The organism is Qipengyuania psychrotolerans (genome assembly GCF_019711355.1).
In the GTDB taxonomy this organism is placed as follows: Bacteria; Pseudomonadota; Alphaproteobacteria; order Sphingomonadales; family Sphingomonadaceae; genus Qipengyuania; species Qipengyuania psychrotolerans.
The window spans coordinates 1,813,012-1,838,061 of record NZ_CP081297.1 but is presented as its reverse complement, the minus strand read 5'-3'; the positions used below and the strand labels follow the sequence as shown (position 1 = coordinate 1,838,061).

General features: G+C 61.2%; 19 protein-coding genes. 14 read left to right on the top strand and 5 right to left on the bottom strand.

Going from position 1 to position 25,050, the window contains the following annotated elements; all coding sequences use genetic code 11:
- The first annotated feature begins 16 nt into the window (after nucleotides 1-16).
- The 14 genes from mraY (at nucleotide 17) to K3166_RS08970 (ending at nucleotide 16,572) form a co-directional block, all read left to right on the top strand.
- A complete protein-coding gene (gene mraY, locus K3166_RS09035; RefSeq protein WP_221421933.1) occupies nucleotides 17-1,087 on the top strand; it encodes a phospho-N-acetylmuramoyl-pentapeptide-transferase in 1,071 nt (356 codons plus the stop codon).
- Entirely contained in the window at nucleotides 1,084-2,364 is a 1,281-nt protein-coding gene (murD, locus tag K3166_RS09030) for a UDP-N-acetylmuramoyl-L-alanine--D-glutamate ligase (RefSeq protein ID WP_221421932.1), read from the top strand. The genes mraY and murD overlap by 4 nt, the downstream gene beginning before the upstream one ends.
- A 5-nt stretch (nucleotides 2,365-2,369) precedes the next feature.
- A complete protein-coding gene (locus K3166_RS09025) occupies nucleotides 2,370-3,629 on the top strand; it encodes an FtsW/RodA/SpoVE family cell cycle protein (protein WP_247714790.1) in 1,260 nt (419 codons plus the stop codon).
- The gene (gene murG / locus K3166_RS09020) at nucleotides 3,626-4,822 is read left to right on the top strand and encodes an undecaprenyldiphospho-muramoylpentapeptide beta-N-acetylglucosaminyltransferase (RefSeq protein ID WP_221421930.1); all 1,197 of its coding nucleotides are present in this window, start codon (nucleotides 3,626-3,628) and stop codon (nucleotides 4,820-4,822) included. Before K3166_RS09025 ends, murG begins: the two co-directional genes overlap by 4 nt.
- Nucleotides 4,819-6,240 (top strand): UDP-N-acetylmuramate--L-alanine ligase, encoded by a 1,422-nt coding sequence (gene murC / locus K3166_RS09015; protein ID WP_221421929.1) that lies wholly within the window; start codon nucleotides 4,819-4,821, stop codon nucleotides 6,238-6,240. Before murG ends, murC begins: the two co-directional genes overlap by 4 nt.
- A 38-nt stretch (nucleotides 6,241-6,278) precedes the next feature.
- Nucleotides 6,279-7,202, top strand: coding sequence for a UDP-N-acetylmuramate dehydrogenase (gene murB, locus K3166_RS09010; RefSeq protein WP_247714789.1), 924 nt, complete (start codon nucleotides 6,279-6,281; stop codon nucleotides 7,200-7,202).
- The gene (locus K3166_RS09005) at nucleotides 7,202-8,185 is read left to right on the top strand and encodes a D-alanine--D-alanine ligase (RefSeq protein ID WP_221421928.1); all 984 of its coding nucleotides are present in this window, start codon (nucleotides 7,202-7,204) and stop codon (nucleotides 8,183-8,185) included. Before murB ends, K3166_RS09005 begins: the two co-directional genes overlap by 1 nt.
- Nucleotides 8,178-9,074 carry a cell division protein FtsQ/DivIB gene (locus K3166_RS09000; RefSeq protein WP_221421927.1) on the top strand — a complete coding sequence of 299 codons (897 nt, stop codon included), beginning with the start codon at nucleotides 8,178-8,180 and terminating at the stop codon, nucleotides 9,072-9,074. The genes K3166_RS09005 and K3166_RS09000 overlap by 8 nt, the downstream gene beginning before the upstream one ends.
- Nucleotides 9,074-10,366 carry a cell division protein FtsA gene (gene ftsA, locus K3166_RS08995; RefSeq protein ID WP_221424044.1) on the top strand — a complete coding sequence of 431 codons (1,293 nt, stop codon included), beginning with the start codon at nucleotides 9,074-9,076 and terminating at the stop codon, nucleotides 10,364-10,366. Before K3166_RS09000 ends, ftsA begins: the two co-directional genes overlap by 1 nt.
- 133 nt (nucleotides 10,367-10,499) lie before the next feature.
- Nucleotides 10,500-12,218, top strand: coding sequence for a cell division protein FtsZ (gene ftsZ / locus K3166_RS08990; protein ID WP_221421926.1), 1,719 nt, complete (start codon nucleotides 10,500-10,502; stop codon nucleotides 12,216-12,218).
- 46 nt (nucleotides 12,219-12,264) lie between these two features.
- Complete coding sequence (locus K3166_RS08985; protein WP_221421925.1) at nucleotides 12,265-13,860, top strand: SPOR domain-containing protein; 1,596 nt, start codon at nucleotides 12,265-12,267, stop codon at nucleotides 13,858-13,860.
- 145 nt (nucleotides 13,861-14,005) lie between these two features.
- Entirely contained in the window at nucleotides 14,006-14,509 is a 504-nt protein-coding gene (locus K3166_RS08980) for a type III secretion system chaperone family protein (protein ID WP_221421924.1), read from the top strand.
- 146 nt (nucleotides 14,510-14,655) lie between these two features.
- Entirely contained in the window at nucleotides 14,656-15,438 is a 783-nt protein-coding gene (locus K3166_RS08975) for a Bax inhibitor-1/YccA family protein (RefSeq protein WP_221421923.1), read from the top strand.
- A 171-nt stretch (nucleotides 15,439-15,609) separates the two neighbouring features.
- Nucleotides 15,610-16,572 (top strand): hypothetical protein, encoded by a 963-nt coding sequence (locus tag K3166_RS08970; RefSeq protein ID WP_221421922.1) that lies wholly within the window; start codon nucleotides 15,610-15,612, stop codon nucleotides 16,570-16,572.
- Nucleotides 16,573-16,581: 9 nt separating this feature from the next.
- Here K3166_RS08970 and K3166_RS08965 read toward each other — a convergent pair whose 3' ends face one another.
- Genes K3166_RS08965 through K3166_RS08945 form a run of 5 tightly spaced genes read right to left on the bottom strand, consistent with a single transcriptional unit; the run spans nucleotide 16,582 to nucleotide 25,046 of the window.
- Nucleotides 16,582-18,078: a tryptophan halogenase family protein gene (locus tag K3166_RS08965; RefSeq protein ID WP_221421921.1), complete on the bottom strand. Its 1,497-nt coding sequence runs from the start codon at nucleotides 18,076-18,078 to the stop codon at nucleotides 16,582-16,584.
- Nucleotides 18,075-20,111: a glycoside hydrolase family 97 protein gene (locus K3166_RS08960; RefSeq protein WP_247714589.1), complete on the bottom strand. Its 2,037-nt coding sequence runs from the start codon at nucleotides 20,109-20,111 to the stop codon at nucleotides 18,075-18,077. The genes K3166_RS08965 and K3166_RS08960 overlap by 4 nt, the downstream gene beginning before the upstream one ends.
- Nucleotides 20,108-21,694: an alpha-amylase family glycosyl hydrolase gene (locus K3166_RS08955; protein WP_221421920.1), complete on the bottom strand. Its 1,587-nt coding sequence runs from the start codon at nucleotides 21,692-21,694 to the stop codon at nucleotides 20,108-20,110. Before K3166_RS08955 ends, K3166_RS08960 begins: the two co-directional genes overlap by 4 nt.
- Nucleotides 21,691-23,532 carry an alpha-amylase family glycosyl hydrolase gene (locus tag K3166_RS08950; RefSeq protein ID WP_221421919.1) on the bottom strand — a complete coding sequence of 614 codons (1,842 nt, stop codon included), beginning with the start codon at nucleotides 23,530-23,532 and terminating at the stop codon, nucleotides 21,691-21,693. Before K3166_RS08950 ends, K3166_RS08955 begins: the two co-directional genes overlap by 4 nt.
- Nucleotides 23,529-25,046 (bottom strand): tryptophan halogenase family protein, encoded by a 1,518-nt coding sequence (locus tag K3166_RS08945; protein ID WP_282098797.1) that lies wholly within the window; start codon nucleotides 25,044-25,046, stop codon nucleotides 23,529-23,531. The genes K3166_RS08950 and K3166_RS08945 overlap by 4 nt, the downstream gene beginning before the upstream one ends.
- Between the last annotated feature and the right edge of the window lie 4 nt (nucleotides 25,047-25,050).

Genomic DNA, 25,050 nt, shown 5'->3' with positions numbered 1-25,050 from the left:
GGCCCCGCGCGGCCCGATGCTTTACCTCCTCGCCGAGTATTTCAATTTCGAAGGCCTGTTCAATCTGGTCCGCTACCAGACGGCGCGTGCCGGAGCGACGCTGCTCACTGCGCTGCTGATCGGACTGCTGATCGGCCCGCGCTTCATCGACATGCTGCGCGTGCGGCAGGGCAAAGGCCAGCCGATCCGCGAAGACGGACCGCAGACGCACCTTGCCAAGGTTGGCACGCCGACGATGGGCGGGTTGATGATCCTCGTCAGCCTGACGATTTCGATGCTGCTGTGGATGGACCTTTCCAACCCCTTCATCTGGGCCTGCCTTGCCGTGACCGGCGGCTTCGGTCTGATCGGTTTCCTCGACGATTACGACAAGGTGACCAAGGCCAGCCACAAGGGCGTTTCGGGCCGCACCCGATTGTTGTTCGAATTCATCGTTGCCGGTGCCGCCAGCTGGATCATCGTCAGCCAGATCAACACCTTCGTTTACGTCCCGTTCGTCAATGATTTCGGGATCGAACTGGGGCCATTTTACTATCTGTTTGCCGCCTTTGTCATCGTTGGCGCGGGCAATGCCGTGAACCTTACCGACGGTCTCGACGGGCTGGCGACGATGCCGGTGATCATTGCAGCTGGCACATTCGCGATCATTGCCTATCTCGTCGGCCGCGTGGACTATTCCGCATATCTGGGAATCCCGCATGTACCGGGTGCAGGCGAACTGGCCATCCTGTGTGCAGCCATCATGGGTGCGGGCCTTGCCTTCCTGTGGTTCAACGCACCGCCCGCCGCTGTATTCATGGGCGATACCGGATCACTCGCCCTTGGCGGTGCGCTTGGCGCGATCGCGGTTGCGACGCATCACGAAGTCGTGCTGGCGATCGTCGGCGGACTGTTCGTGTTCGAGGCGCTTTCGGTCATCATCCAGGTCTTCTGGTTCAAGCGCACGGGGCGGCGGGTGTTCCGCATGGCACCCATCCACCACCATTTCGAGCAGCTCGGCTGGTCCGAGAGCAAGGTCGTGATCCGCTTCTGGATCGTGGCCATCGTGCTCGCACTCCTGGGGCTCGCGACGCTCAAGCTGAGATGATCACTTCACCTGCCTGGAAGGACAAGAAATACGCGGTGCTCGGCCTCGCGCGGTCCGGCCGGGCGACGGTCGAGGCTTTGCTGGCGGCGGGCGCGAACGTGCTGGTGTGGGACGACCGCGCCGAAGCGCGCGAGCCTTTCGCCGGCCGCTGCGCGATTGGCGATCCTTTGGAAGCGGACCTGACCGGCTATGCTGGTGTGGTTGTCAGCCCCGGTGTCCCGCTCAACACCCACCCGATTAAGCCGCATGCCGACAGCTTTGGCGTGCCGGTCATCGGCGACATCGAACTGTTCGCACAGGCGCGGGCGAACCTGCCGCCGCACAAGGTTGTCGGCATTACCGGCACTAATGGCAAATCGACTACCACCGCGCTGGTCCACCACATCCTCAAGACCGCAGGCGTGCCGACCACCATGGGCGGCAACATCGGCCTGCCGATCCTCGAGCAGGAGCCGCTGCCCGCGGGCGGAGTTTATGTGCTGGAACTGTCCAGCTACCAGATCGACCTGACCTATTCGCTCGATTGCTATATTGCGGTTCTTTTAAATGTGACGCCCGACCATCTGGACCGGTATGATGGTGATTTCGAAAAGTATGTGGCGGCTAAAATCCGCTTATTCGAGATGCAAGAGGCAGACGGGCTGAAGCTCATAGGAACGAGCGACGCCGCGAGTTCAGCGGCCTACGAGCGCTTCTTTGAATCAGCGCAGCCAGTTACTAGGCAGGAATATCCGGATCAGCCAGACTGGCCTAGCCTTCAAGGCCCTCACAACAGGGAAAATGTTAGCGCGGCAATCCTGACAGCATTCTGGTTCGATATCCCGGAAAGCAGCCTTGATCAGGCTTTGCGCACATTCCCCGGCCTCCCGCACCGAATGCAGCGGGTCGCCGAAATCTCCGGTGTCGCCTACGTAAACGACAGCAAGGGCACCAACACCGCTGCCTCTGCCCCTGCACTCGCGGCGTTCGACAACATCCACTGGATCCTCGGCGGGCTCGCCAAGGAGCCGGGGCTGGGCGAGTGCGAGGCCGAATTGCCACACGTGAAAGCCGCCTACACCATCGGCAAGGCCGGACCCCAGTTCGCCACATTGCTCGAAGGCCGCGTGCCGGTGGAGCAGTGCGAAACGCTCGACCGCGCGGTCGCCAGTGCAGCTGCCAAGGCCGAGGCGGGCGACACCGTCCTCCTCTCGCCAGCCTGCGCCAGCTTCGACCAGTATGCCGACTTCGAAAAGCGCGGCGATCATTTCCGCGAACTGGTCGAGGGGCTGAAATGAGCACCATGCAGCCCTATGTTCCCGGCGCGAAACGCAAGCCTGCGCATATCCCGAGCGGCAAGATTTCCCGCTGGAGCGAACTCAAGATCTGGTGGCGCGAGATCGACCGCGTGCTGCTCGGGCTCGTCCTGCTCGTCATGACGTTGGGCACAATCGCCGTAGCCGCCGCAAGTCCGGCCAGCGCAGGGCGCCTGTCCACATCGAGCACCACGCTCGACCCGCTGTATTTCTTTTATCGCCATGTCACCTGGCAGATGCTTGCGCTTGGTGTCTTGCTGGGCGTTTCGATGCTCAGCCGCGAGAATGCTCGCCGTCTTGGCGTGGTGCTGGCTGGCGGGATGATCGGATTGTTGTTTCTGGTCCCTTTCATCGGTGTCGAGATCAATGGCGCGCGGCGCTGGATCAATCTTGGCTTCCAGTTCCAGCCCTCCGAATTCCTCAAGCCCGGATTTGCCATTGCGATGGCGTGGATATTGTCGTGGCGAATGCGTGATCCGAACTTGCCGGTTCTTGTGATCGCCACTGCCCTGCTGGTGCTGATCGCAGCATTGATGATGTTGCAACCCAACTTTGGCGGGACGATCCTGTTCGGCGGAGTGTGGTTCGTGATGGTGGTCCTGTCCGGAGTGCCGGTAAAGCGGCTCGGCGGGGTAATTGGCGGCGGCATTGCAGGGATCACTGCGACTTACTTCCTCTATGACAACGCGCGCCACCGTATCGACGCTTTCTTTGGCGGCGGTACGGCGTTCGACCAGGTCGACCTTGCCAGCCGCACCATTCTGGCAGGCGGGTGGACCGGTGCGGGTTACGGCCTCGGTATCCGCAAGATGAGCCTGCCCGAAGCGCATACCGACTACATATTCTCGGTTATCGGCGAAGAATTCGGCCTGATCGCCTGCGGTCTGATCGTCCTGCTATATCTCGCCATCGTCGTGCGGGTGCTGATGCGGCTGGTGGACGAAGATGATCTGTTTGCGCTGCTGGCAGGGACGGGCCTTGTCGCCCTGCTCGGCGGTCAGGCGTTCATCAATATCCTCGTGAACCTCCAGCTCTTCCCGTCGAAAGGCATGACACTGCCGCTGGTCAGCTATGGCGGGTCGTCCACGATTGCCGTGTGCCTGGCCATCGGCCTGCTGATTGCGATCACGCGGCGTAATCCGTACTTGAAAAGGTCCACGCGGGGGCTTGGCGATCTGATCGGTTTCGGGCAGTCGGAAAAGATGACCGATAAACCCTCGCCGCTCTCGCGCGATATCTACCAATGACGACATCCAACCGACATTATGTCCTCGCAGCAGGAGGGACCGGCGGGCACCTTCTCCCGGCCTTTGCGCTGGCAGCCGAACTGGACCGCCGCGGACACCACGTGGCGCTGATAACGGACGAGCGCGGGGCCGAAATCCCGGGCAAGCCCGACTTCATGCCCGCGCATGTCCTGCCCGCTGGCCGTTTCGGCAAGAATCCGCTTCAATGGCTGCGCGGCTTCCGTTCGGTCCTCGAAGGCCGCAAGATGGCGCTGCGTCTGTTCGAAAGTTTCGAGCCTAGCGCGGTCGTGGGTTTCGGCGGCTATCCCTCGCTTCCCGCAGTCCTGGCGTCGACGTCTGCCGGCATCCCGACGGTCGTTCACGAGCAAAATGCGGTGCTCGGCCGGGTGAACCGGCTGCTGTCTGGCCGTGTCGATGCGATCGCCACGGCCTATCCTGATGTGCAGCGGCTCAAGCCCAAGCACGAGGTGAAGACCCACCTTGTCGGCAATCCGGTGCGCGCAGGCGTCCTGTCGCTGCGTGAACAACCGTTCCCCGCATATGGCGAGGACGGCTTGCTGCGTGTGCTGGTCACCGGGGGCAGCCAGGGCGCGCGCGTGCTGTCTGAAGTCGTACCTGACGGCCTTGCCATGCTCCCGCCCGCCATTCGCGAGCGGTTGCAGGTAACCCAGCAGTGCCGCGCAGAAGACCTCGACACGGTGCGCGAACGCTATCGCAATCACGGCATTCCGGCTGAGCTTGCGACGTATTTCGAAGACATGGCCACCCGCTTGGCCGATGCGCATCTGTTCATTGGACGCGCCGGTGCTTCGACTGTTGCCGAGCTGACTGCGGTCGGCCGCCCGGGCATTCTGATACCTCTGCCGATCGCGACCGACGACCACCAGGCCGCCAACACCCGCGAAATGGTAAAAGCGGGCGGTGCCCGAATGGTGCGCCAGGAAAAGTTCGAGGCGAAAGAGCTCGCCAAGCAAATTCGCGTGCTGGCCGATGACCCCAAGGCCTTGGCCAACGCGGCGCACGCGGCATGGAACTGCGGACGCCCCAAAGCGGTGGAAGATCTGGCCGATCTCATCGAAAGCTTCGGCGGTGCAGACATGATGGACGTCATTCGTGTCGGCGGTAACAATGCGCGCGGCGCAACGCAGGGCGCGCCTGCCGGACAGGGCGCCTCCAAGGAGATATCGAAATGAAGGGTGTCCCTACCGACATCGGCACGATCCACTTCGTGGGCATTGGCGGTATCGGCATGTCCGGTATTGCCGAGGTGATGAAGAACCTCGGCTACAGCGTCCAGGGATCCGACATCAACGATAGCCCGGCGGTCGAACGCCTGCGCAGCCAGGGGATCGATGTCAAAATTGGCCACGCTCCTGAAAACGTGGAAGGTGCCGGCGTGGTTGTCACTTCCACTGCGGTGCGCAGGACCAACCCCGAAGTGGCCTTCGCATTGGAAAACCGCATTCCCGTTGTGCGCCGGGCCGAAATGCTCGCGGAACTCATGCGCCTGAAGTCCACTGTTGCGGTGGCAGGAACGCATGGCAAGACCACCACGACCAGCATGATAGCCGCGCTGCTTGATGCAGGACATGTCGACCCCACCGTCATCAACGGCGGCATTATCGAGCAATACGGGTCGAACGCGCGCCTCGGTGACAGTGACTGGATGGTTGTCGAGGCGGACGAAAGCGATGGCAGCTTCCTGCGTCTGGACGGGACAATTGCCGTCGTCACCAATATCGATCCCGAACATCTCGACCATTACGGCGATTTTGACGGGGTGAAGGACGCGTTCGTCGAATTCATTCACAATGTGCCGTTCTATGGCGCGGCCATACTGTGCATAGATCATCCCGAGGTTCAGGCCGTCATCGGCAAGGTCCGCGACCGCCGGGTGACGACATATGGTTTCAGCCTGCAGGCCGATATTTGCGGCGTGAACGTCCAGCCCCACGAAGGCGGAAACCGGTTCGATGTGATCGTGCGCCAACGGGGCGAAGAAGATCGCCGGATCGAGAACGTCAACCTGCCCATGCCGGGCCGCCACAACGTGCAGAACGCGCTTGCCGCGATTGCAGTCGCGATCGAGATGGGTTGTCCCGACGAAGTCATCTGTAACGGGTTTTCCAGCTTTGGCGGTGTGCGCCGCCGCTTCACCAAGGTCGGCGAAGTGCCCACCCGCGAAGGCAAGGTCACGATCATCGACGATTACGGTCACCATCCGGTGGAAATTCGTGCCGTTCTCGGCGCTGCACGCGAAGCGGCGCAAAACCGTGTCATCGCCGTCATGCAGCCGCACCGATATACTCGCCTGCGCGATCTGATGGATGATTTCCAGAGCGCGTTCAACGAAGCGGACGTGGTCTATGTCACGCCGGTCTACGAGGCAGGCGAAGACCCCATCGAAGGCGTCGATGCAGCCGCACTGGTCGCCGGAATCAAATCGCGCGGACACCGGTCCGTGGCGACGGTCGAGGACCGCGCCGATCTCGCAAGAGTGCTCGCTGATGAAATCGAGCAGGGCGACATGGTCGTGTGCCTTGGAGCCGGTGACATCACGAAATGGGCGGCAGGCCTAGCCGACGCGATAATTGAGGAGCGCGGCGCGTGATGCAGCAGCCGGACGACGTCCCCAATTGGGATAGCGGTATGGCCCCGGACTGCGAAGTCGAGGGCAGCGTCAGCGCGCCCGTGTCAACCGATGGCTTGCGCGGCTCGCTGAAATCGCAGGCGCCGCTGGCAAAACTCGTCTGGTTCAAGACTGGCGGCTGTGCAGATTGGCTGTTCGAGCCAGAGGATCTCGACGACCTAAAGCTTTTTCTCGAACGGCTCGACGGCCACCTGCCGGTTATGGCGCTGGGCCTTGGCTCGAACATGATCATCCGTGACGGGGGCGTACCCGGCGTAGTGATCAAGCTGGGCAAACCGTTTGCAAATGTCGATATCGACGAGCAGGTCGTGACCTGTGGCGGCGGCGCACACGGCATACTCGTTGCCAGTGCAGCGCGCGATGAAGGTGTTGCGGGGCTCGAATTCATGCGCGGCATCCCGGGCACGGTCGGCGGTTTCGTGCGCATGAATGGCGGCGCCTATGGGCGCGAGGTGTCGGACGTGCTGATCGATTGCGATGTCATCATGCCCGGCGGAGAATTGGTCACGCTGCCCGCGGCAGACCTCGATTACAGCTATCGCCATTCCGCATTGCCCGAAGGCGCAGTAGTGGTCTCTGCGCGCTTCCAGGGCGTGCCTGGCGATCCCGAGAAAATTGGCGCTGAAATGGACCGCATCGCCGAAGCACGCGAAAATTCCCAGCCGCTGCGCACCAAGACCGGCGGTTCGACCTTCAAGAACCCGCCCGGCAAGAAAGCTTGGGAACTGGTCGATGCAGCAGGCTGCCGAGGCCTCACGATGGGCGGCGCGCAGGTGAGCGAAAAGCATACCAATTTCATGATCAATACCGGCGATGCGACCAGCGCAGACATCGAAGGTCTGGGTGAAGAGGTGCGCCGCCGTGTCTATGCGCATTCGGGCGTCGAACTTGAATGGGAAATCCAGCGGGTAGGGAGGCCATAATGAGCGTGAGCGTCCTGGACAAAAAACTCCACGTCGCCGTCCTCATGGGCGGCTGGGCCAATGAACGCCCCGTCAGCCTGATGTCCGGCGAGGGCGTGGCCAAGGCATTGGAAGAGCGCGGGCACAAGGTCACCCGGATCGATATGGACCGGCAGGTTGCCGCGCGTATCGCTGAGGCTGCGCCTGACGTCGTGTTTAACGCGCTCCACGGCGTTCCGGGTGAAGACGGCACGGTGCAGGGCATGCTCGATCTGATGGGTGTGCCTTACACGCATTCCGGTCTCGCTACTTCGGTAGTCGCCATCGACAAGCAGCTCACCAAGCAGGCGCTGGTCCCGCATGGCATCCCCATGCCCGGTGGGCGCATCGTCAAGAGCGCAGACCTGTTCGAACGCGATCCCATGCCGCGCCCCTATGTGCTGAAACCCGTCAATGAAGGCAGCTCGGTCGGTGTCGCCATCGTCACCGATGACGGCAACTACGGCAATCCGATCGCGAGGGACGCCAAGGGCCCCTGGCAGGACTTTGGCGAATTGCTGGCAGAGCCGTTTATCCGCGGGCTGGAGCTGACATCGGCGGTGGTCGATTTCGAGGACGGGCCGCGTGCGCTGGCCGTGACCGAGCTCAAGCCGAAAAGCGGCTTCTACGATTTCAACGCCAAATACACTGACGGGATGACCGACCATATCTGTCCGGCCCAAATACCGGAGCAGATCGAAAAACTGTGCCTCGAAATCGCGCTCAAGGCGCACAATTTGCTGGGCTGCAAAGGCACCAGTCGCACGGACTTCCGCTGGGATGACGAACAGGGCGAAGACGGTCTGTTCGTCCTTGAGACCAATACGCAGCCGGGCATGACGCCGCTCAGCCTGGTGCCAGAACAGGCAAGATTTGCGGGCATGGAATACGGCGAGCTGGTGGAGACGATTATCGCTGCCGCACTGCGCGATTTTGCCAGCAGGCAGGATGCGCGTGATGGCTAAGGTCAAACGCAAACCCACAGGAGTGCGGCGTTCAACCGCTGCGCGCAGTCGCAGCCAGAAGGCGCGGGCAGCCAAGCGGCACACCTCGGGACTCCTCGACCGGGCTATGACTGCTCTGCCCTTTACCGAAGAGCAGTGGCACAAGTTCTTCCTGTTCCTGATCGTGGCGGCGGGTTTGGGCATCGCCTGGACCGTGGCGAGCTATGCAGGCGTGCCGGAGCTGGCCAAGTCGGAATTGGCGAAGTCCGCCAGCCGCGCCGGGTACGAAGTGCGCAAGGTGCGGGTGACGGGCGTAGACCGTATGAGCGAGCAGGTCGTTTATCAGCGCGTGCTCGGCGAAACCGATCGGCCCATGCCGCTGGTGGAGATTGCCGAGATACGCGACCGGCTGCTCGAATTGCCGTGGGTCAAGGATGCGCGGGTGTCGCGCCAACTTCCCGATACGCTGCGGATCGATATCGTCGAGCGTGAACCTCACGCAGTGCTGGTCAAACCGGACCGCCTGATGCTGGTCGATCCCGAAGGACAGGAGCTCGAGCCTGTTTCGGCAAAGGCTGCTGAAGGCATGCTGCTCATTTCCGGCCCCGGGGCGCAGAAGCAGGTCGCCGATCTGGGCCGCTTGCTTGGCTCGGCACCGGCTCTGAAACCGCAGATCGTGGCTGCCGAATGGGTTGGCAATCGCCGCTGGAACCTCACTTTCAAAACTGGGCAGATGCTGGCCCTTCCAGAAGGCGACCAGGGTCCCGCAGCACTGGTGAAATTTGCCGAGATGGACGGGCGCAACCGGCTAATCGGCGGAAAGGCCGTCGCGATTGACATGCGCGTTGCGGACCGGGCCTATCTGCGTTGCAAGGATGGCCCGTGTCCACGCGGGATGAGCGCGGAATAATGGCCTCGGCAGCACCTCTTCCGCGGGTCAACCGCGTTTTCGGAGCGGTGAACATCGGCTCCTTCCGTGTGTCCGCCATGATCATGGGCCAGTCGGAAGATGGGGAAATGGTCGTGCTCGGATCTTCCCACCGCAAGAGCGAAGGAATCAAGCGCGGTTATGTAACCGATATGCGCGCTGCGACGCTTGCCATCCGCAATGCAGTGGAAAAAGCGGAAGCCAACGCAAATACCTCGGTGTCGAGCGTCTGGATCGGCTGCGCCGGGGCCGGGCTTTCCAGCAAGATCGCGAGCGTTGAAATCGCTATCGGCGGGCGCCGCATCGACGAAGACGACATCGAACATCTGCTGTTTGCAGCGCGAGATCACATCCAGCCCGACGGCCGCATGGTGCTGCACGCCCAACCGGCGCATTACACGCTCGACGGAGCTCATGGGATCGCGAACCCCACGGGCCTTCACGCTGAATCGCTGGGCGTCGATATCCACGTTACCCTGGCAGAGGGTGCACCAGTCAAGAACCTGATCGAGGCAGTGCAAAGCGCACACCTCGATGTCGAAGGCGTGGTGGCAAGCCCGCTCGCCGCCGCCTACGCCTGCCTGAGCGGCGAAGAACGCGATCTGGGCGTGGCGCTGGTCGAAATTGGCGCACAGGTGACCAATGTCTCGGTCCATGCTGGCGGGATGCTGCTTGGCCTTCGCTCCATCCCCATAGGTTCGAACGATATCACCGATGCGCTTGCATCATCGCTCGGCATTCGGCGCAGTCAGGCGGAACGGCTCAAGTGCGTGTCCGGCTCCGCCATCGCGACGCCAAGCGACCACCGCGAAATGATCCCTGTTAACGCCCCCGATGAAGAGATATCGGGTCAGCCAGCGCGCGGATCGGACGAACACAACCGCATACCTCGTGCCGAACTGGTTTCGGTGGTGACGGATCGACTGGGTGCGATGACGTCCGAGATCGGCAAGGGATTGAAGGCGATGGGCTTTTCCGGTGCAAGCGGGGGTCAGGTCGTGCTGACCGGCGGCGGCGCCGAATTGCACGGCGTCGCGGAGTTCATGCAAGGAGCGTTGGGAATGCCGGTGCGCACCGGGAAACCGCCTGCACTGCGCGGCCTTCCGGAAGCCCATGCAACGCCGGGATTTGCGACACTTGCGGGCCTGTGCCTCTACGCTTCCGAAGAACCGGTAGACATCCGCTCCATCGGGCCAAGTTACCAGCCAACCAAGCGTTATACCGGACTGGGTTTGATCAACCGCGTCATGCAAGCGGTCAAAGAATACTTTTGATGCTTGTAACGCAGGGTAACGCGAGCTTTAGGCCTTGTGGATAAGGCTGTTTACCTTCGGCTTAGCGATTCGCTTTGTGCGCGAGTTGTGACATAAACGTTTTCAGACGACTTTTTACTTTGAGGAAAGCTCAATGAGCATCAATATCGGCCCGGCATCCAGCGACGATCTTCGTCCCAAAATCATGGTCATCGGCGTTGGCGGCGCTGGCGGCAACGCTATCGCAAACATGATGGCCGCCGAGATTGAAGGCGTGGAATTCCTCGTCGCAAATACCGATGCGCAGGCGCTCTCGACCTCATCATCGGAAAAGCGCATCCAGCTTGGCCCGGATATCACCGGCGGACTGGGCGCTGGCGCTCGCCCCGAAGTCGGCAAGGCGGCGGCAGAAGAAACGGTCGAAGACATCGATGATGCGCTGGAAGGCTGCAACATGCTCTTCATCGCGGCTGGCATGGGCGGCGGTACCGGCACCGGTGCTGCACCTGTCATCGCAGAAGCTGCCCGCAAGAAGGGCGTGCTGACGGTCGGCGTTGTGACCAAGCCGTTCCTGTTCGAAGGTTCGCGCCGGATGAAGGCTGCTGAAGCCGGCATCGAAGAACTGCAGAAGCACGTCGATACGCTGATCGTGATCCCCAACCAGAACCTGTTCCTGGTGGCGAAGGCCGAAACGACCTTCAAGGAAGCCTTCATGCTGGCCGACGAAGTGCTGCAGCAAGGCGTGCGTTCGATCACCGACCTCATGGTCATGCCCGGCCTCATCAACCTCGATTTTGCCGACGTGCGTTCGGTGATGCAGGAAATGGGCAAGGCAATGATGGGTACCGGCGAAGGCGAAGGCGACAATCGGGCCCTCCAAGCTGCCGAACATGCCATCGCCAACCCGCTGCTCGACGGTGTCAGCATGGCGGGTGCCAAGGGTGTTATCATCTCGATCATCGGCGGCGAAGACATGAAGCTGCTCGAAGTTGACGAAGCGGCCAATCACATTCGCGAACTGGTCGACGAAGACGCCAACATCATCTGGGGTAGTGCATTCAACCCCGACCTCGATGGCAAGATCCGCGTTTCCGTGGTTGCTACGGGCATTGAACAAAGCGGCTCTTCAGCTTCTGCCCCGACGCGCAGTTTCTCGATGTCGGATGCCCGCGCACCCCAGCGTCCGGTCCTCGACCTGCCGAGCGAGAGCGTCGCCGAAGACGAGCCGTTCGAGCTCAGCGAAGGCCTTTCCGCAGATCCGGAAGACGAATATTCGGCTGATGATGCGGTCACGGCCGGAAGCAGTGAATTCAACACAGCCGGACTGTCTCCTGCCAGCGCCGCCGATTTCGGTGACGAAGACGAGGAAGATGACGATGTCGACGGTATCGTCGACCCGCTCGCTGGCCTGCGTAACGATGAAAACGACGATTTCGACGGGTACGGCGACGATGGCGAAGGTGTTCCTTCGCCTGCCGAAGATGGCAATTTCGCCTCCGCAGACGCGGGCGATGGCTGGACCGACGAAGGCGATGACGATGACCGCCCGCCGCTCGATCTTTCCGAGCCGCTTGGAGGTGAAGGCGACGCCGGTCACGACGAATTGCAGCTTGGCACAGACCAGCTTGCCGAGGGCGAAAGCCCGCTGGCAAGCAAGCCTAGCCGCAAGCAGTCGATCCTTGGCGGCGGTGCATCCGGCGGAGGTGACAATGCCGCGCTGGGTAGCACTCTGTTCGAACGCATGGCCAACCTCTCGCGCGGTTCGGGTGCTCCTGAAGGCGGGTCAGATGACGGCGATGACGAGGATGATGACGAAGGCGGCAGCGGTTCGCTGAATATCCCGCGCTTCCTCGGCCGTCAGAACAACCAGTAAGGTACTCGAAAACCCCGCAGCGTTTCAGACGCTGCATGGGAAAGCCATGAACCGATCGATTTTCAGACGCGGTGTCTACAGCTCGGCCATGCTGGCGCTGGCCGTTACAGCTCTGCCGTTAAAGGCCCAGGAGGTTGTCCAGGCGCTCCCGGCTGAAGGGACGGCGCAGCTGAATTCCGCCCTGCAAAGACTGGCGCGCGATTCTGGCGATGTCAGCGCCTTGCTGGATGCGGGTGAGGCGGCCTTGGCCTTGCGAGATATTCCGGCTGCGATTGGCTTTTTTGGCCGGGCAAAGGATATTTCTCCAAGCAACCCGCGCGTAACGCTGGGACTGGCCAACGCCTATACGATGTCGCGCCGCCCGGTAGAGGCTCTGCTCCTTTTTGCGGAAGCAGAAAGGGCAGGAGTGGCTCCGGCCCGGATGGCCGAGCAACGGGGGCTCGCTTTCGATCTAGTCGGCGATGCCGCCAGCGCGCAGGAGCAGTACCGGATCGCACTTGCGCAGGGCGAAAACGCCAGCGTTCGCCGTAATCTGGCGCTCAATCAGGCGATCCTGGGCGACAGTGCCGGGTTCGAGGCAACCCTGCTGCCATTGTTGCAAGAGGGCGATAACGCGGCCTTTCGCACACGGGCTTTCGGACTCGCGGTTCTGGGCGACACCGAGGCTGCGGTGCAAATTGCCAAAGACATGATGCAACCCCGGATGGCATCACGGGTAGAGCCTTACCTTCGCTATATGCCGCGGCTCACCTCGGCGCAGCAAGCCGCCGCCGGAAATCTCGGCGTCTTCCCGCGAACGGCCGCCATCGGGCGCGATGATCCGGCCATTGCCGCGTACGACCGTTCAGCGGTGCGAACAGCGGATGCGTCTTTGGCACCGCAGGGGCCGGTAATGGGGTCCCAGCTCGAACGGGCTCGGGCGCGCCAGCAACCCAGTGAAGAGCCAGCCTCTGCCAAGCCAGCGCGGCGCGCTGAGACTAGTTCGACACCCGCATTTTCGCGTTCGGTGACAAGCCGCCGGGCAGAGGCCGGGCAAACGCCGACACCCGGTCCGGCTGCGACACCAACACCAGTTCCAGCTCCGGCGCCGGCGATGGCGCGCGCAGAGCAGCCCAGGCCGCAAGGCGAACTTGCGCCAGTAAACTCAGCGCCAATGAACTCAGCGCCGGTGCGGGAAGCGCCGGTCGTGGTGGCAAGTGTACCGGTTGCTGCCCCGGCAGCTCAAACCCGGCCAGCCCCACAAGTTTCAAGCGTGGCGGACGCATTCTCAGACTTCAACCTCGCCCAGACCACGGCGTCACCAAGCGCGGGCGCAGTCGATATCACCCGGATCGCAGCGCCGCGCGAAGTGGCCGCACCGCCGCCGCCTGCGCACCCCGCACGCCATTGGGTACAGGTCGCTACCGGGCGCGATATCAAAGCCCTGGGTTTCGACTGGCGCCGTATTTCCCGCCAGTCAGAGGATGCACTGACGGGCAAGGGGCCATTCGTGACCCCGTGGGGCGAGGCGAACCGGTTGCTATCCGGACCATACGAATCGCGCGACGCAGCGCGGGCGATGGTGAACCGCCTGCAAGAGCTGGGAATCGACAGTTTTCCGTTCTCGAGCGATGAAGGCCAGGAAATCCTGCCGCTCGATTAAGAGGTGTTTCAGTCCGTAAGTTTGGGCTTGTGCACAGGGTATACACAAGGCGCTTCGGTTCTCCCCAGCACGCTTCCGGAGCCCGATTGCCAAGCCCGCCTGCGGGGCTGCACAAGGCCTGCATGAGAGCCACGGGATCGCCGCAATGAAAACCGAAGAAAGTCGTTTCGAGGCAGAGGAAGACTCTGCTCCGCTCGACATGCTGATGGCATTGTTCGAGGCGCGCGGCTGGCCTTGCGGCTCGTCGAACGAAGAGATGAGTGGCGAGGTCCAGGGCAGCTGGACAACATATCAATTGCGCTGCGTCTGGCGGGCGGAGGACCAGGTTCTCCAACTGCTATGCCTGCCGGAAATCCGCGTTCCGGACGAAAAGCGCGCCGCTGCTGAGGAACTTTTGTCCCTCATCAACGAGCAAATGTGGCTGGGGCATTTCGACGTATGGTCGAACGGCGGCGTGCTGCTTTATCGAAACGGCACCATGCTGGGCGACGAGGGCTTGCTCAGCCTTTCGCAGGCGCAGGCTCTGGTCGAAATCGCGGTGGAAGAATGCGACCGGTTCTATCCGGCGTTCCAGTTTGTCCTGTGGGGCGACAAGAGCCCGCGGGACGCACTTGAGGCGGCGATGGTGGACCCTGCCGGCGAAGCCTGAACGCGGCTGCCGATCAAGTCACCGCAAATGGTTGATTTCCATTAGGCAAGTTCAATCCGGTTTCACTTGAAAAATGCCGAAATAACCCCGATATTCCCTGCAGAAGCACAGTGCGAATTCGCGCTGCGCATGGGAGTATAGAAACAATGTCCGATTGGAACGACACCGACCGCATCCAGGCGACTTCGTCTGTGCCGCGCGCGGGCGACGCCGTTTCCCGCCAGACGACATTCGACGCGGGTCTCCGTCAGCATATGCTGTCGATCTACAACATGATGGCATCCGGCGTGCTGCTGACGGGTATCGTCGCACTGCTGTTCGTCAATACGCCGCTGTTCAATGCAGCGTATACTGTAACGCAGACGCCTTATGGCGCAGCCGTCAGCCCGACCATGCTGGGCTGGATCATCTCGCTGGCGCCGCTGGCGTTTATCCTCGTCCTCAGCTTTGGCGGTATCCAGCGCTTCAGCAAGACCACGCTCCAGATCATGTTCTGGTCGTTTGCGGTGCTGTTCGGCATGTCGATGTCGACGATTTTCGCCACCTACACCGGTGAATCGATCGCCACTGCGTTCTTCGCTTCGGCTGCCGCTTTCGCCGGTCTGAGCCTGTTCGGCTACACCACGAAGAAGAACCTGTCGGGCTGGGGCAGCTTCCTGCTCATGGGCCTCGTCGGCATTATGGTCGCGATGCTGCTGAACTTCTTCTTCTTCCAGTCCGGCGCGATGGGTCTGGTGATCAATATCCTCGGCGTGCTGATTTTCGCGGGCTTTACCGCCTACGATACACAGCGCCTGAAGAACGAATATTCGTTCGTTCGCGGAACGGAATACGCCGCCAAGGCCGTCGTGATGGGCGCATTCAGCCTTTATCTCGACTTCATCAACCTCTTCATGTTCCTGCTACAGTTCCTCGGCAACCGCGAGTAGCGCGCAACCGATCGCAGGAATGAGTCGTTTGAACGTGCCCGGGGTGTATCTTGCACCTCGGGCATTTTCTTTGTCCGCACGCGGCGCTAGAGAATTTTACAAGGCTTCATCGCCGGTCAATCACTGTCCGCGTAGAATGAATTCGCATTTCCTGAAGGAGGGTCGCGCTCCGTGAGCAGCAATTCGAACACTACCATCCGTCTCGCCGCGATTGTCGGCGGTCTTCTTGCTGTTGCTGCCTGCACAACTCCGCCTCCTCCGCCTCCTCCGCCACCCCCGCCGCCGCCGCCCGCGCCCGTGATCATTCCGCCGCGTCCGGCCCCGCCGATGGGTGCAGCGATGGGCATGACGATCCCGACGGTTGCCACAGATGGTGTGCGCCAGACGGTGAACGCCAATCTGACACCTGCACAGACGACCTGGAATTTGCGTTCGGCCCTCAACGTGGCTGCGCTTAATTGTCCCGAGCCGCAACGCACCATGATCGTCGACAATTACGGTGCCTTCCTGAAGCGCAACGTGCGTCAGCTATCGGCGACCAATCGTGCATTGCAGAGCGAATTCCGCCAGCAGTACGGCCCAGCCTACCGCGACGTGCAGGATTCCTACATGACGCAGGTCTACAACTATTTCGCGCTGCCCCCTGCGCTGGGCAATTTCTGTGACGTATCCTACGCGGTAAGCCAGGAAGCTCTGACAGCCGAGCCTGGCGATCTCGAAGTGTTTGCGGCGCGCTCGTTGCCGAGGATCGAGGCGGTCTTCGATGACTTCTATCGGGCCTACGAACAGTACCGTGTCAACCTTGCCGCTTGGGATTCGCAGTATGGACCGCCAACGGTCATGACTACGGTCCAGGGATATACCAACCCACTCGATCCTTCGGTCAGAGTTGCGCCGGGCGAAACCGTGGTCAATTCCATGCCCGCCACGCAGCCCGTCACAGTCGCCGGAGAAACCCAGGCGCCGGTGGATATCCCGCCAGCATCGGGCCAGCAGCCCGTGATTGTCGCCACGCAGGACGAGACGACCGGGGAAGAGATCATCAGCCTTCCAACCCAGGGTCCGATCTTCCAGTCGGGTGAGATCGTACAGGGCGAAACCGTTGCAACCACGGACGATACTCCGGTCCCTTGATAGGGTGGTTCAGACCGGTTTGTAATCGGGGAAGTTGCGCGCGCAGGCAGACAGCATTGCGCGCGTCCCTTCGATGTCAGCGGCTTCGACGTCTGTAGGCAGCGCTTGCAACTTCGCGGCGGGAGGAAACGTCCCGTAGCCAGCGAACAGTGCGTGCCAGCTCATCGAGGGATAGGCCGGGTTCGCGCCGTAGATCCTAGCATTGGCTTCGGTCACAGGCACTTGCGTGAACCACGCGGTCATCATTGCCTTGAGATTGTCGGACAGCGCCTGGTTCGAGGCATTTTCACGCCAGTACGGTGTGCCGTGTCGCTGGTTCATCCGGTAATGCGCAACGATATAGTCGCGGATCCCATCATAGCGTGCGGCGATACGGCGGTTGAACTCAGCCCTGTGCTGATCCGTGAAGCCGCCGCTTTCATAAGCGCTGGCAAAGTCGAGCGCTGTCGCGATCACAATGTGCAGCGCTGTCGCCTCGAGCGGCTCAATGAAGCCTTGCGCCAGTCCCGCCGCGAGGCAGTTGCGCGTCCAGCTTTTTTCCAGCCGCCCGACTTTCATTTTCAAGACCCGCGCGTCAGCCTCTTCTGCGCCCGGGCCCAGCGCTGACCTCAGCTCGGTCTCGGCTTCTTCGTCAGAGATATGCTTTGAAGAATAGACGTAACCATTGCCGACCCGCGTGGTCAGCGGGATGGCCCAGCGCCAACCGGCGTTCATCGCGATACTTTCGGTTTGCGGTTTCACCGGACCGGAGTGGGGCGTCGGGATGACTACGGCGCGGTCATTGAAGAGATTGTCGTCAAACGGGATGAAGCTCTCACCCAGCTTCTGCTGTGCGAGCAAGGCTGCAAAGCCTGAGCAATCGACGAACAGATCGCCCTCAATCCGCTCCCCATTTTCGCAAATGAGCGCTGCGATATCGCCGCTGTCGCCAACTTCCGCGTGTTCGACTTTCAGCTGGTGATGGACGATGCCGCGCGGCACGGCCCAATCGCGCAGGAATGCCCCGAGTTTGTGTGCGTCGAAGTGGTAGCCATAGCTTTGCGGGAATGGGAAGTTTGCGCTCGGCTCGGGGCTTTTGCAATCCTCGGCCAATCGTGCAGCGAGAAACCAGTCATCGGGATGCGCTGGTACATCGAAGCCGCGGCGGCGCAGCGCGCAATTGTGGGTGAAGCCGGGTTCGCTATGAAGGTCGACCGGCCCCGGAAAGGGGTGGAAATAGCTCTCGCAGCCTTCGCGCTCGCTCCATCTGGAAAAGCGGATGCCGAGCTTGTAGGTCGCATCGCAGGCCGCCATCCAATCGCTTTCGGCGATGCCCAGGTGATCGAAGAACGCCTTGAGCTGAGGTGTCGAGCCTTCGCCGACACCGATGATGCCGATGGCCGGGCTTTCCACCACAGTAACGCGCCCGCCCCGCTTGGCCCACTGTTGGTGGAGCAGGCAAGCGGTGATCCAGCCGGCACTGCCGCCGCCCAGAACGACGACGTGGGGAGGGTGGTTGTCTTTCACCCTTCGGGCACGAACTCGATCGCAAATCCGCCCGCAGGGGCAAGGCGCAGGTCGAGCGTTTGGACGGATGTTACGGTCATTGTGTCCACCTCCATCGCATGACGATCCGCTCCAAGTCCATCCGCCGTCGCACCGTCGCGCCAGATTGTCGCCCGGTAGTTTTTGCCGGGATCGAGGAAGGTCAGTGGCACGCTGGCCTGGCGTTCCTCGGCATCGGTTACTGCTCCGACGTACCAGTTCAAAGTGCCGCGATCGCGCCGCGCGATGACCGCATATTCTCCGACCTTGCCGTCAACCAGCAAGCTCTCGGCCCAATCGGCCGGAACGCGTTTCACGAAGTCGAGCGCGCGCGGATATTTCGCGAGGTTTTCTGGCAAGTCCGCCACCATCTGGATGGGCGAATAGATCGCGACATAGAAGGCCAATTGGCGGGCCAGCGTGCTGGGCAAATCGGGAGCAGTCGCCCCGCGACCTTCAAGCGAGAACACTCCGGGAGTGTAGTCCATCGGGCCCGACAGCAATCGGGTGAAGATGAGTTCCGGAACGTGTCCAGGATCGTTCTTCGGTACTGACCATGCATCGTATTCCGCGCCCCGTGCTCCCTCGCGGCTCACCCAGTTGGGATAAGTACGGCGCAGGCCGGTATCCTTGACCGGTTCGTGCGGGTTCACGGCGATTTTATGCGCGGCAGCTTCTCGCACGACCTTCAGATGATGGCGGACCATCTCCTGGCCGTCATGCCATACGAAAGTTTCGCCCTGGCCGCCTTCGCCTGCGGGAGCGATGATGCCTCCTGCATCTGCGACATAGCCGCTTTTTACAGCATCGATCCCGAGGCTTTCATAGAAGGCCATCGCATCTTCGAGCTGTTCTTCGTAGACCTTGATGTTGCCGCCGGTTTCGTGGTGACCGATGATCTTCACGCCATTGTCTGCAGCATAGCGCGCAACTTCGGCGATATCGAAATCAGGGTAGGCGGTGGTGAAGTCGAAATCGCGCCCGTTCCCGAACCACATTCCGTCCCAGCCCAGGTTCCACCCTTCGATCAGGACGCCTCGAAAGCCATGCTGCGCCGCGAAGTCGATGTGGCGCTTGGCATTTTCAGTGGTCGCACCGTGCTTTTCGCCGCTGGCCCAGCTGCTGTCTTCAAGATGCATCTCCCACCAGATGCCGATGTATTTGTGCGGGGTGAACCAACTTACGTCGCCCAGCTTGTTCGGCTCGTTGAGGTTCAGGATGATATTGCTTTCGAAGAGTCCCTTCGGACCGCCCGCAATCTGGATGGTGCGCCATGGGGTGGTGAATGCGCCGTCGCGGATGACCTTGGGCCCTCGCGGAGAAGGAGCCAGTTGCGCGCGGAAACGTGTGCCGTCCATGCGCCTCATCCACATGCCCGAATAATCGACTAGCGCCGCTTCATGGAATGACAGGTGCAGCCCGTTGTCCAGTACCATCGTCACTGGCGTATGGACCGTCGAAAGGGCGCTGACCGGTGTTTCGGCATAGAGGTATTCGTACCGGTTCCAGTCACCTGCAGGGATGGACCAGGCAGTGCCGTCCGCCGCGATGTTGAACTCGGTCAGCTCTTCGGAAATGCGGTAGGTAGGCTGGAGCCCGGTCTCCGGAAATTCCATGCGGAAGCCGAGCCCGTCGTCGAAGACACGCATTCTGACGAGGATTTCACGCGCGTCGTCATCCTTCTGGCGGAAGGTGATGGCCAGTTCGTTGTGAATGTCCTGCACCCACTGACGCTCGCCCCAAGGCTGTTCCCAGGTGCTTGCATGGCTTTCCTCGCGGAACGCGACCACTTCGAAATTGCGGCGCATGGGATCAGCATCGGTGAACGTGAAGCCGAGATTGGATTTGGCAATCACCGGCACACCGTCTCGGGCCACTTCGTAATAGGGAATGCCTTCTCCATCAGCATCGAGAGTGACGCTGATGCGGCCATCTGGCGAGGTGACAGTTTCCGCCTGCGCGGCGGTAATCGGAAGCAGGCTCGCAGTGAGCATCAGGACGATATGGCGGATCAAGCTTCAAGCTCCAGAATGATGGCTGAGTAGGGGGGCAGGGATGTCGTGCTGGCACCGTTGATCGCGAGCCGTACTTCGCCTTCGCAGTCGGAACAGTCGATCTGGTCGCTGCCCAGATTAAACCGGCAACGCAGCAGTTGCCCATCTGCCTCCCGCGTTAATTCCAGCAAATCGCCGTCATGCGTGCAGTCCGCGATACGGCCGTGGTGCAGGGCAGGGTTCGTCTTGCGCAGCGCAATCGCAGTCTTGGTGGAGGCGAGCAGGGATGACGCCGATGCTCGCTGCAACTCGACCGCCAGATCGCGGTTGTGATCTCCGATGGGCAGCCAAGGGGTCTCGCTGCCAAAACCGGCGCAGTCGCTTTCGTCCCAAGGCATCGGTGTACGCGCACCATCGCGGCTAAGGGTGAGCGGCCAGTTCGCAATCGCTTCGGGATCGTGGAGCTGGTCGAACGGGATATCGACCTGCATAAGGCCGAGCTCCTCTCCATAATAAAGGATGGCGTTGCCCCGCAGGCTCATCAGCAGGAGCGTCTTGAGCCGGGCAAAAGCCTCGCGGTCTTCCGGCTTGCACCAGCGACTCAGCGCGCGCGGCGCGTCGTGGTTTTCAAACGCCCAGCTCGGCCAGCCCAGTCCCTGCTCGTCCGGCCATTCGGCCAAGGCCGAGCAGACAAGGGTGGGCGTCAAGGCGTCAGCATAAAGGAAGTTGAACCCGTAAGCCGAATTGAGATGGGTTTCGCCTTGGGTAAAGGCCCTCATTTCGCGCACGGCATCATCGCCGCCGACTTCGGCAACGGTGAAGATACCGTCGTATTCGTCGGTCAGATTGCGAATTCGTTCGATGAACGCCGGGATATCCGGATGGCTCTGGTTGTAGGTCTTGAGCTGGAAATCGAACGGGCGCGTGCGCGGCTTATTCGTGGCAGGGGCGGGCGGATTGTCGCGCAGCTGTGGGTCATGCATCGCAAAATTGAGCGCATCGATCCGGAATCCGTCGACACCGCGTTCCAGCCAGAAACGCATCACTTCGAGCACCGCCTGCTGTGCATCGGCATTGTGCAGGTTTAGCTGCGGCTGGCTGCTGAGGAAATTGTGCAGGTAATACTGCCCCCGCCTGGCATCCCACGTCCACGCAGGACCACCGAAAACGGATTGCCAGTTCGAAGGCGGAGAGCCGTCGGGCTTGGCATCGGCCCAGACATACCAGTCAGCCTTGTCGTTGTGGCGGCTGGAACGGCTTTCGGTAAACCATTTATGCTCGTCGGAGGTGTGCGAATAGACTTGGTCGATCAGGACCTTGAGCCCAAGCTCGTGCGACCGGGCGACGACTTTATCGAAATCCGCCAGCGTACCGAAAATCGGATCGACATCGCAGTAATCAGCTACGTCGTAGCCGAAATCCTTCATGGGGGATTTGAAGAAGGGAGATATCCAGATCGCATCCGCACCCAGGTCGGCAATGTGCGGCAGGCGCTGGGTGATGCCCGGGAGATCGCCGATACCGTCCCCGTTGGAATCCATGAAGCTGCGCGGATAGATCTGATAGATTACCGCACCCTTCCACCAAGGCAGCACCCCGCTCATTCGGCAGTCTCCGAAACGCGGCAAATCGCCCAGCCAAAGGCGGGAAGCGAGAACGCGGCACTGCCGGGAGCGGAAACTGCTGCTGGGCAGGAGCCGGCAAGCGCTTCAAAGCTGCGAGCGTCATAGCCAAGCGTTACATTGGCCGTTTGCGCCGCATCGCTTGTGTTGAAAACCGCGAGATATTCGCCGCCATTCTCCGGATCGAAACGGCTCACTGCAAACACGCCCGGTTCCTGGCCATAATGCCGCACTATCTGGCGTCCACGAAGCAGTGCAGGGTGCGCACGGCGGACTGCCGAAAGTTCGGCGATTAGTCGGAACAGCGGATGGCTTTCGTCAAAATTGCTGTCCGCTGTGGTGGCATCGGTACCGATCAGCTGGTTGTCATTATAGCTGTCGGTGAGGCTGGGAAACATGTCCTCGCGAGCGGCCTGATCGTTTCCATCGCCCACGAACCCTTGCTCGGAACCGTAATAGACGACGGGCGATCCGCGCAGCGCCAGGAGCATAGCGTGCGCCAGCTTCGTGCGGGCGAGCATTTCGGCGCTGGAGATTTCCTCATTGTCCCACCGCAGGATGGTCGTGAAGCGCCCCATGTCGTGATTGCCAAGGAAGGTCGGCATTGTAAGCGCCGCTTCTTCGCCGCCTTCGTAAAGGACATCGCCATCGAACAATTCGTTGAGAATGTAAGTGCCCTTTTTCTGGCTCACTGTTTCGCGGATGGCCTGCTGGAATGCAAAGTCGAGCACGGCAGGAAAACCGTCGCGCCGCGTGTACTGTGCGATGTAGCCATTGTCGTGATTGTCGCGGTAAACTTCGCCGAAGATATGAAAGTTCGGAATGCCGTTTTCGCGCGCAGTCTCCAGCATCGCGGGCACGAACGCCTGCCAGAATTCCGGGTTTACATGACGGGCAGTGTCGACGCGGAAGCCGTCGACGCCGGTGTCGCGTATCCAGGCCGAATAGATCTCGATCATGCCCTCGACCACGCGGGGGTGTTCGGTAAACAGATCGTCCAGCCCCACGAAATCACCCTGCCGGCTGCTTTCTCCGCTGAAGGTCGTGTCGCCGCGGTTGTGGTAATAGATCGGATCGTTGAGCCAGGCGGGGACCTTCACATCGGCTTCAGCCTTGGGAACAGTCGGCGTGTAAGCATATGCGGGATCGGTCAGCTTTGCGAAATTTTCGGCCGTTCGCACTTCATCGCCCAGGAAGCCGTCATTGATTGGTTCGCCGTTGACGCCGCCTTTGCGGGAATAGGGAAAGTCGCCCTTGCTGCGGTAGGTATAGCCGCTTTCATCGCCTTCCAGATACAGGATCACGTCGGCAGTGTGGTTGGTGATGATGTCCATATAGACTTTCATCCCGCGCGCATGGGCGGCATCGACGAAAGCCTTGAATTCATCGCGCGAGCCAAAATGCGAGTCCGGCCGCGTGAAATCCGTCACCCAATATCCGTGATAGCCAGCGCTTTCATTGCCAGGTGTGCCCTGGACGGGTTTGTTCTGGAAAATCGGGGCGAACCAGATTGCGGTGACGCCCAGGTTCTCGAGATAGTCCAACCGCTCCGTCAGACCCTTCAGATCGCCCCCGTGGAAAAACCCCTTGTGCGCAGGATCGAACCCGGTTTCCATCGGACCGCCGCTGAAGTTACCCAGATCATTGCTCGGATCGCCGTTCTCGAACCGGTCGGGCAGGACGAAATAGACGATCTCCTCGCTGGGCAGGCGTTCACGGAAGCTGGTTCCCTCGGTTGGCGCAGTGCTGACCGGCGCAGGCTGTGCATTGGCGCACGCAGCTATTGCTAGGGCGATGAGGGGGAGAGACTGGCGGATCATGCGACTGCGTCCTGATGGGGAGGGAGATTTGCGAATTTGTTGAGGAATTCGCTGTGGGATTGCATTTGCCGCGCCTCTTCCGCGCAGGCAGCCTCGATACTACCGAGCAGGCTGCGCAGATCATCTTCGCTCAGCGCATCGGCGAGGGGGTTGTAGGAGCGCGCCTCCAAACCCTGACCGGCAAGCACCTGGAACCACCCGACTTCGGTGAAAAGCTCCTCGTGCTCGCGGTGAATAAATCCGGCAGCCCGCCAGTTTTCCAGCTTGGCCACCAGAGTGTCCGGCTTTTTCATGTGCCGAACAGCGTCCCACAAGGGCTCTCCCTCACGTTCGTTGACCGAATAATGAAGAACGAGAAAATCACGGATGCGCAACCACTCGAAATCCGCCTGACCGTTGAACCAATCGCGAATGGCGGGGTCGGCCTCGGCGCCCGGCAGGACCGAAAGGAACCGACTGACCGCGCTTTGGACCAAGTGAATACTGGTGGATTCCAGCGGTTCCATGAACCCGGCCGCAAGGCCCAGTGCGAGGCAATTGGCGTTCCAGTGTTTGCGCCGCTTGCCGGTGGTGAAACTTATCGGACGTGGATCGCCTTGCGGAGCGCCGTCGAGATTAGCCAAGAGTGTTTCGGCAGCATCTTCGTCCGACAAGTGCGCGGATGAATAGACAAGACCATTGCCGATGCGGTGCTGGAGCGGGATGCGCCATTGCCAACCTGCGCTTCGCGCGATCGAGCGGGTGTAGGGCGTAAAATCGCCGCCATTGTCGGAAGGGACAGCCATCGCCCGGTCGCAAGGCAGGTAATCCGTCCAGTCATCGAACCCGGTTTTCAGCGTGCGTTCGATCAGGAGTGCGCGGAAACCGGTGCAATCGATAAAGAAATCGCCTTCGATCCGGCGTTCTTCGCCCAGTGTGAGGGCGGTGATCGACCCGGTAGCGCTGTCCTGTTCGACATTCCCGATAGTGCCCTCGATGCGAACAACGCCGCGGCCTTCGGCATACCGCCGCAAGAACGCGGCGTAGAGCCCGGCATCGAAGTGGTAGGCATATGGCATTTCCGGTGAGCGCGGGGTCCGTGATCCGCGCCGCATCTTGAGCGAGCGCGCAGCCGTTTCATTGAGCGAATAGTGCGCCAGCGGTTTCGCGATGCCAAGCTGCTTGGCGCGCAGCCAGTAGTGATGGAACGGCAGCAGGCCATGGCCGCGCCCCACGGGGCCGAAGGCATGCATGTATGCCTCGCCCTCGCGCCGCCAGCCGTTGAACTCGATACCCAGCTTGAAGGTGCCCTTGGTCTCGCGAAGAAACTGGGCTTCGTCGAGGCCGAGTGCGTGATTGATATAGCGGATCTGCGGAATCGTCGCTTCGCCGACACCGACTGTGCCGATGTCTGCGCTCTCGACCAACGTGACCGAATGCGTGGAAGGCAGGAAGCGCGCAAGCAGCGCAGCGGCCATCCAGCCGGCTGTACCGCCCCCGGCGATCACTATGCGAAAGGAACTCTCTTCGGTCACAAGC

Bases quoted from the DNA above. Each gene is read 5' to 3' on its own strand.
- mraY (WP_221421933.1), top strand. From the start codon at position 17: ATGCTTTACCTCCTCGCCGAGTATTTCAATTTCGAAGGCCTGTTCAAT.
- murB (WP_247714789.1), top strand. From the start codon at position 6,279: ATGGCCCCGGACTGCGAAGTCGAGGGCAGCGTCAGCGCGCCCGTGTCA.
- K3166_RS09000 (WP_221421927.1), top strand. From the start codon at position 8,178: ATGGCTAAGGTCAAACGCAAACCCACAGGAGTGCGGCGTTCAACCGCT.
- murG (WP_221421930.1), top strand. From the start codon at position 3,626: ATGACGACATCCAACCGACATTATGTCCTCGCAGCAGGAGGGACCGGC.
- K3166_RS08955 (WP_221421920.1), bottom strand. From the start codon at position 21,694: ATGAGCGGGGTGCTGCCTTGGTGGAAGGGTGCGGTAATCTATCAGATC.
- K3166_RS08985 (WP_221421925.1), top strand. From the start codon at position 12,265: ATGAACCGATCGATTTTCAGACGCGGTGTCTACAGCTCGGCCATGCTG.
- ftsZ (WP_221421926.1), top strand. From the start codon at position 10,500: ATGAGCATCAATATCGGCCCGGCATCCAGCGACGATCTTCGTCCCAAA.
- K3166_RS09005 (WP_221421928.1), top strand. From the start codon at position 7,202: ATGAGCGTGAGCGTCCTGGACAAAAAACTCCACGTCGCCGTCCTCATG.
- K3166_RS08975 (WP_221421923.1), top strand. From the start codon at position 14,656: ATGTCCGATTGGAACGACACCGACCGCATCCAGGCGACTTCGTCTGTG.
- K3166_RS08980 (WP_221421924.1), top strand. From the start codon at position 14,006: ATGAAAACCGAAGAAAGTCGTTTCGAGGCAGAGGAAGACTCTGCTCCG.
- K3166_RS09025 (WP_247714790.1), top strand. From the start codon at position 2,370: ATGCAGCCCTATGTTCCCGGCGCGAAACGCAAGCCTGCGCATATCCCG.
- murD (WP_221421932.1), top strand. From the start codon at position 1,084: ATGATCACTTCACCTGCCTGGAAGGACAAGAAATACGCGGTGCTCGGC.
- ftsA (WP_221424044.1), top strand. From the start codon at position 9,074: ATGGCCTCGGCAGCACCTCTTCCGCGGGTCAACCGCGTTTTCGGAGCG.
- murC (WP_221421929.1), top strand. From the start codon at position 4,819: ATGAAGGGTGTCCCTACCGACATCGGCACGATCCACTTCGTGGGCATT.
- K3166_RS08950 (WP_221421919.1), bottom strand. From the start codon at position 23,532: ATGATCCGCCAGTCTCTCCCCCTCATCGCCCTAGCAATAGCTGCGTGC.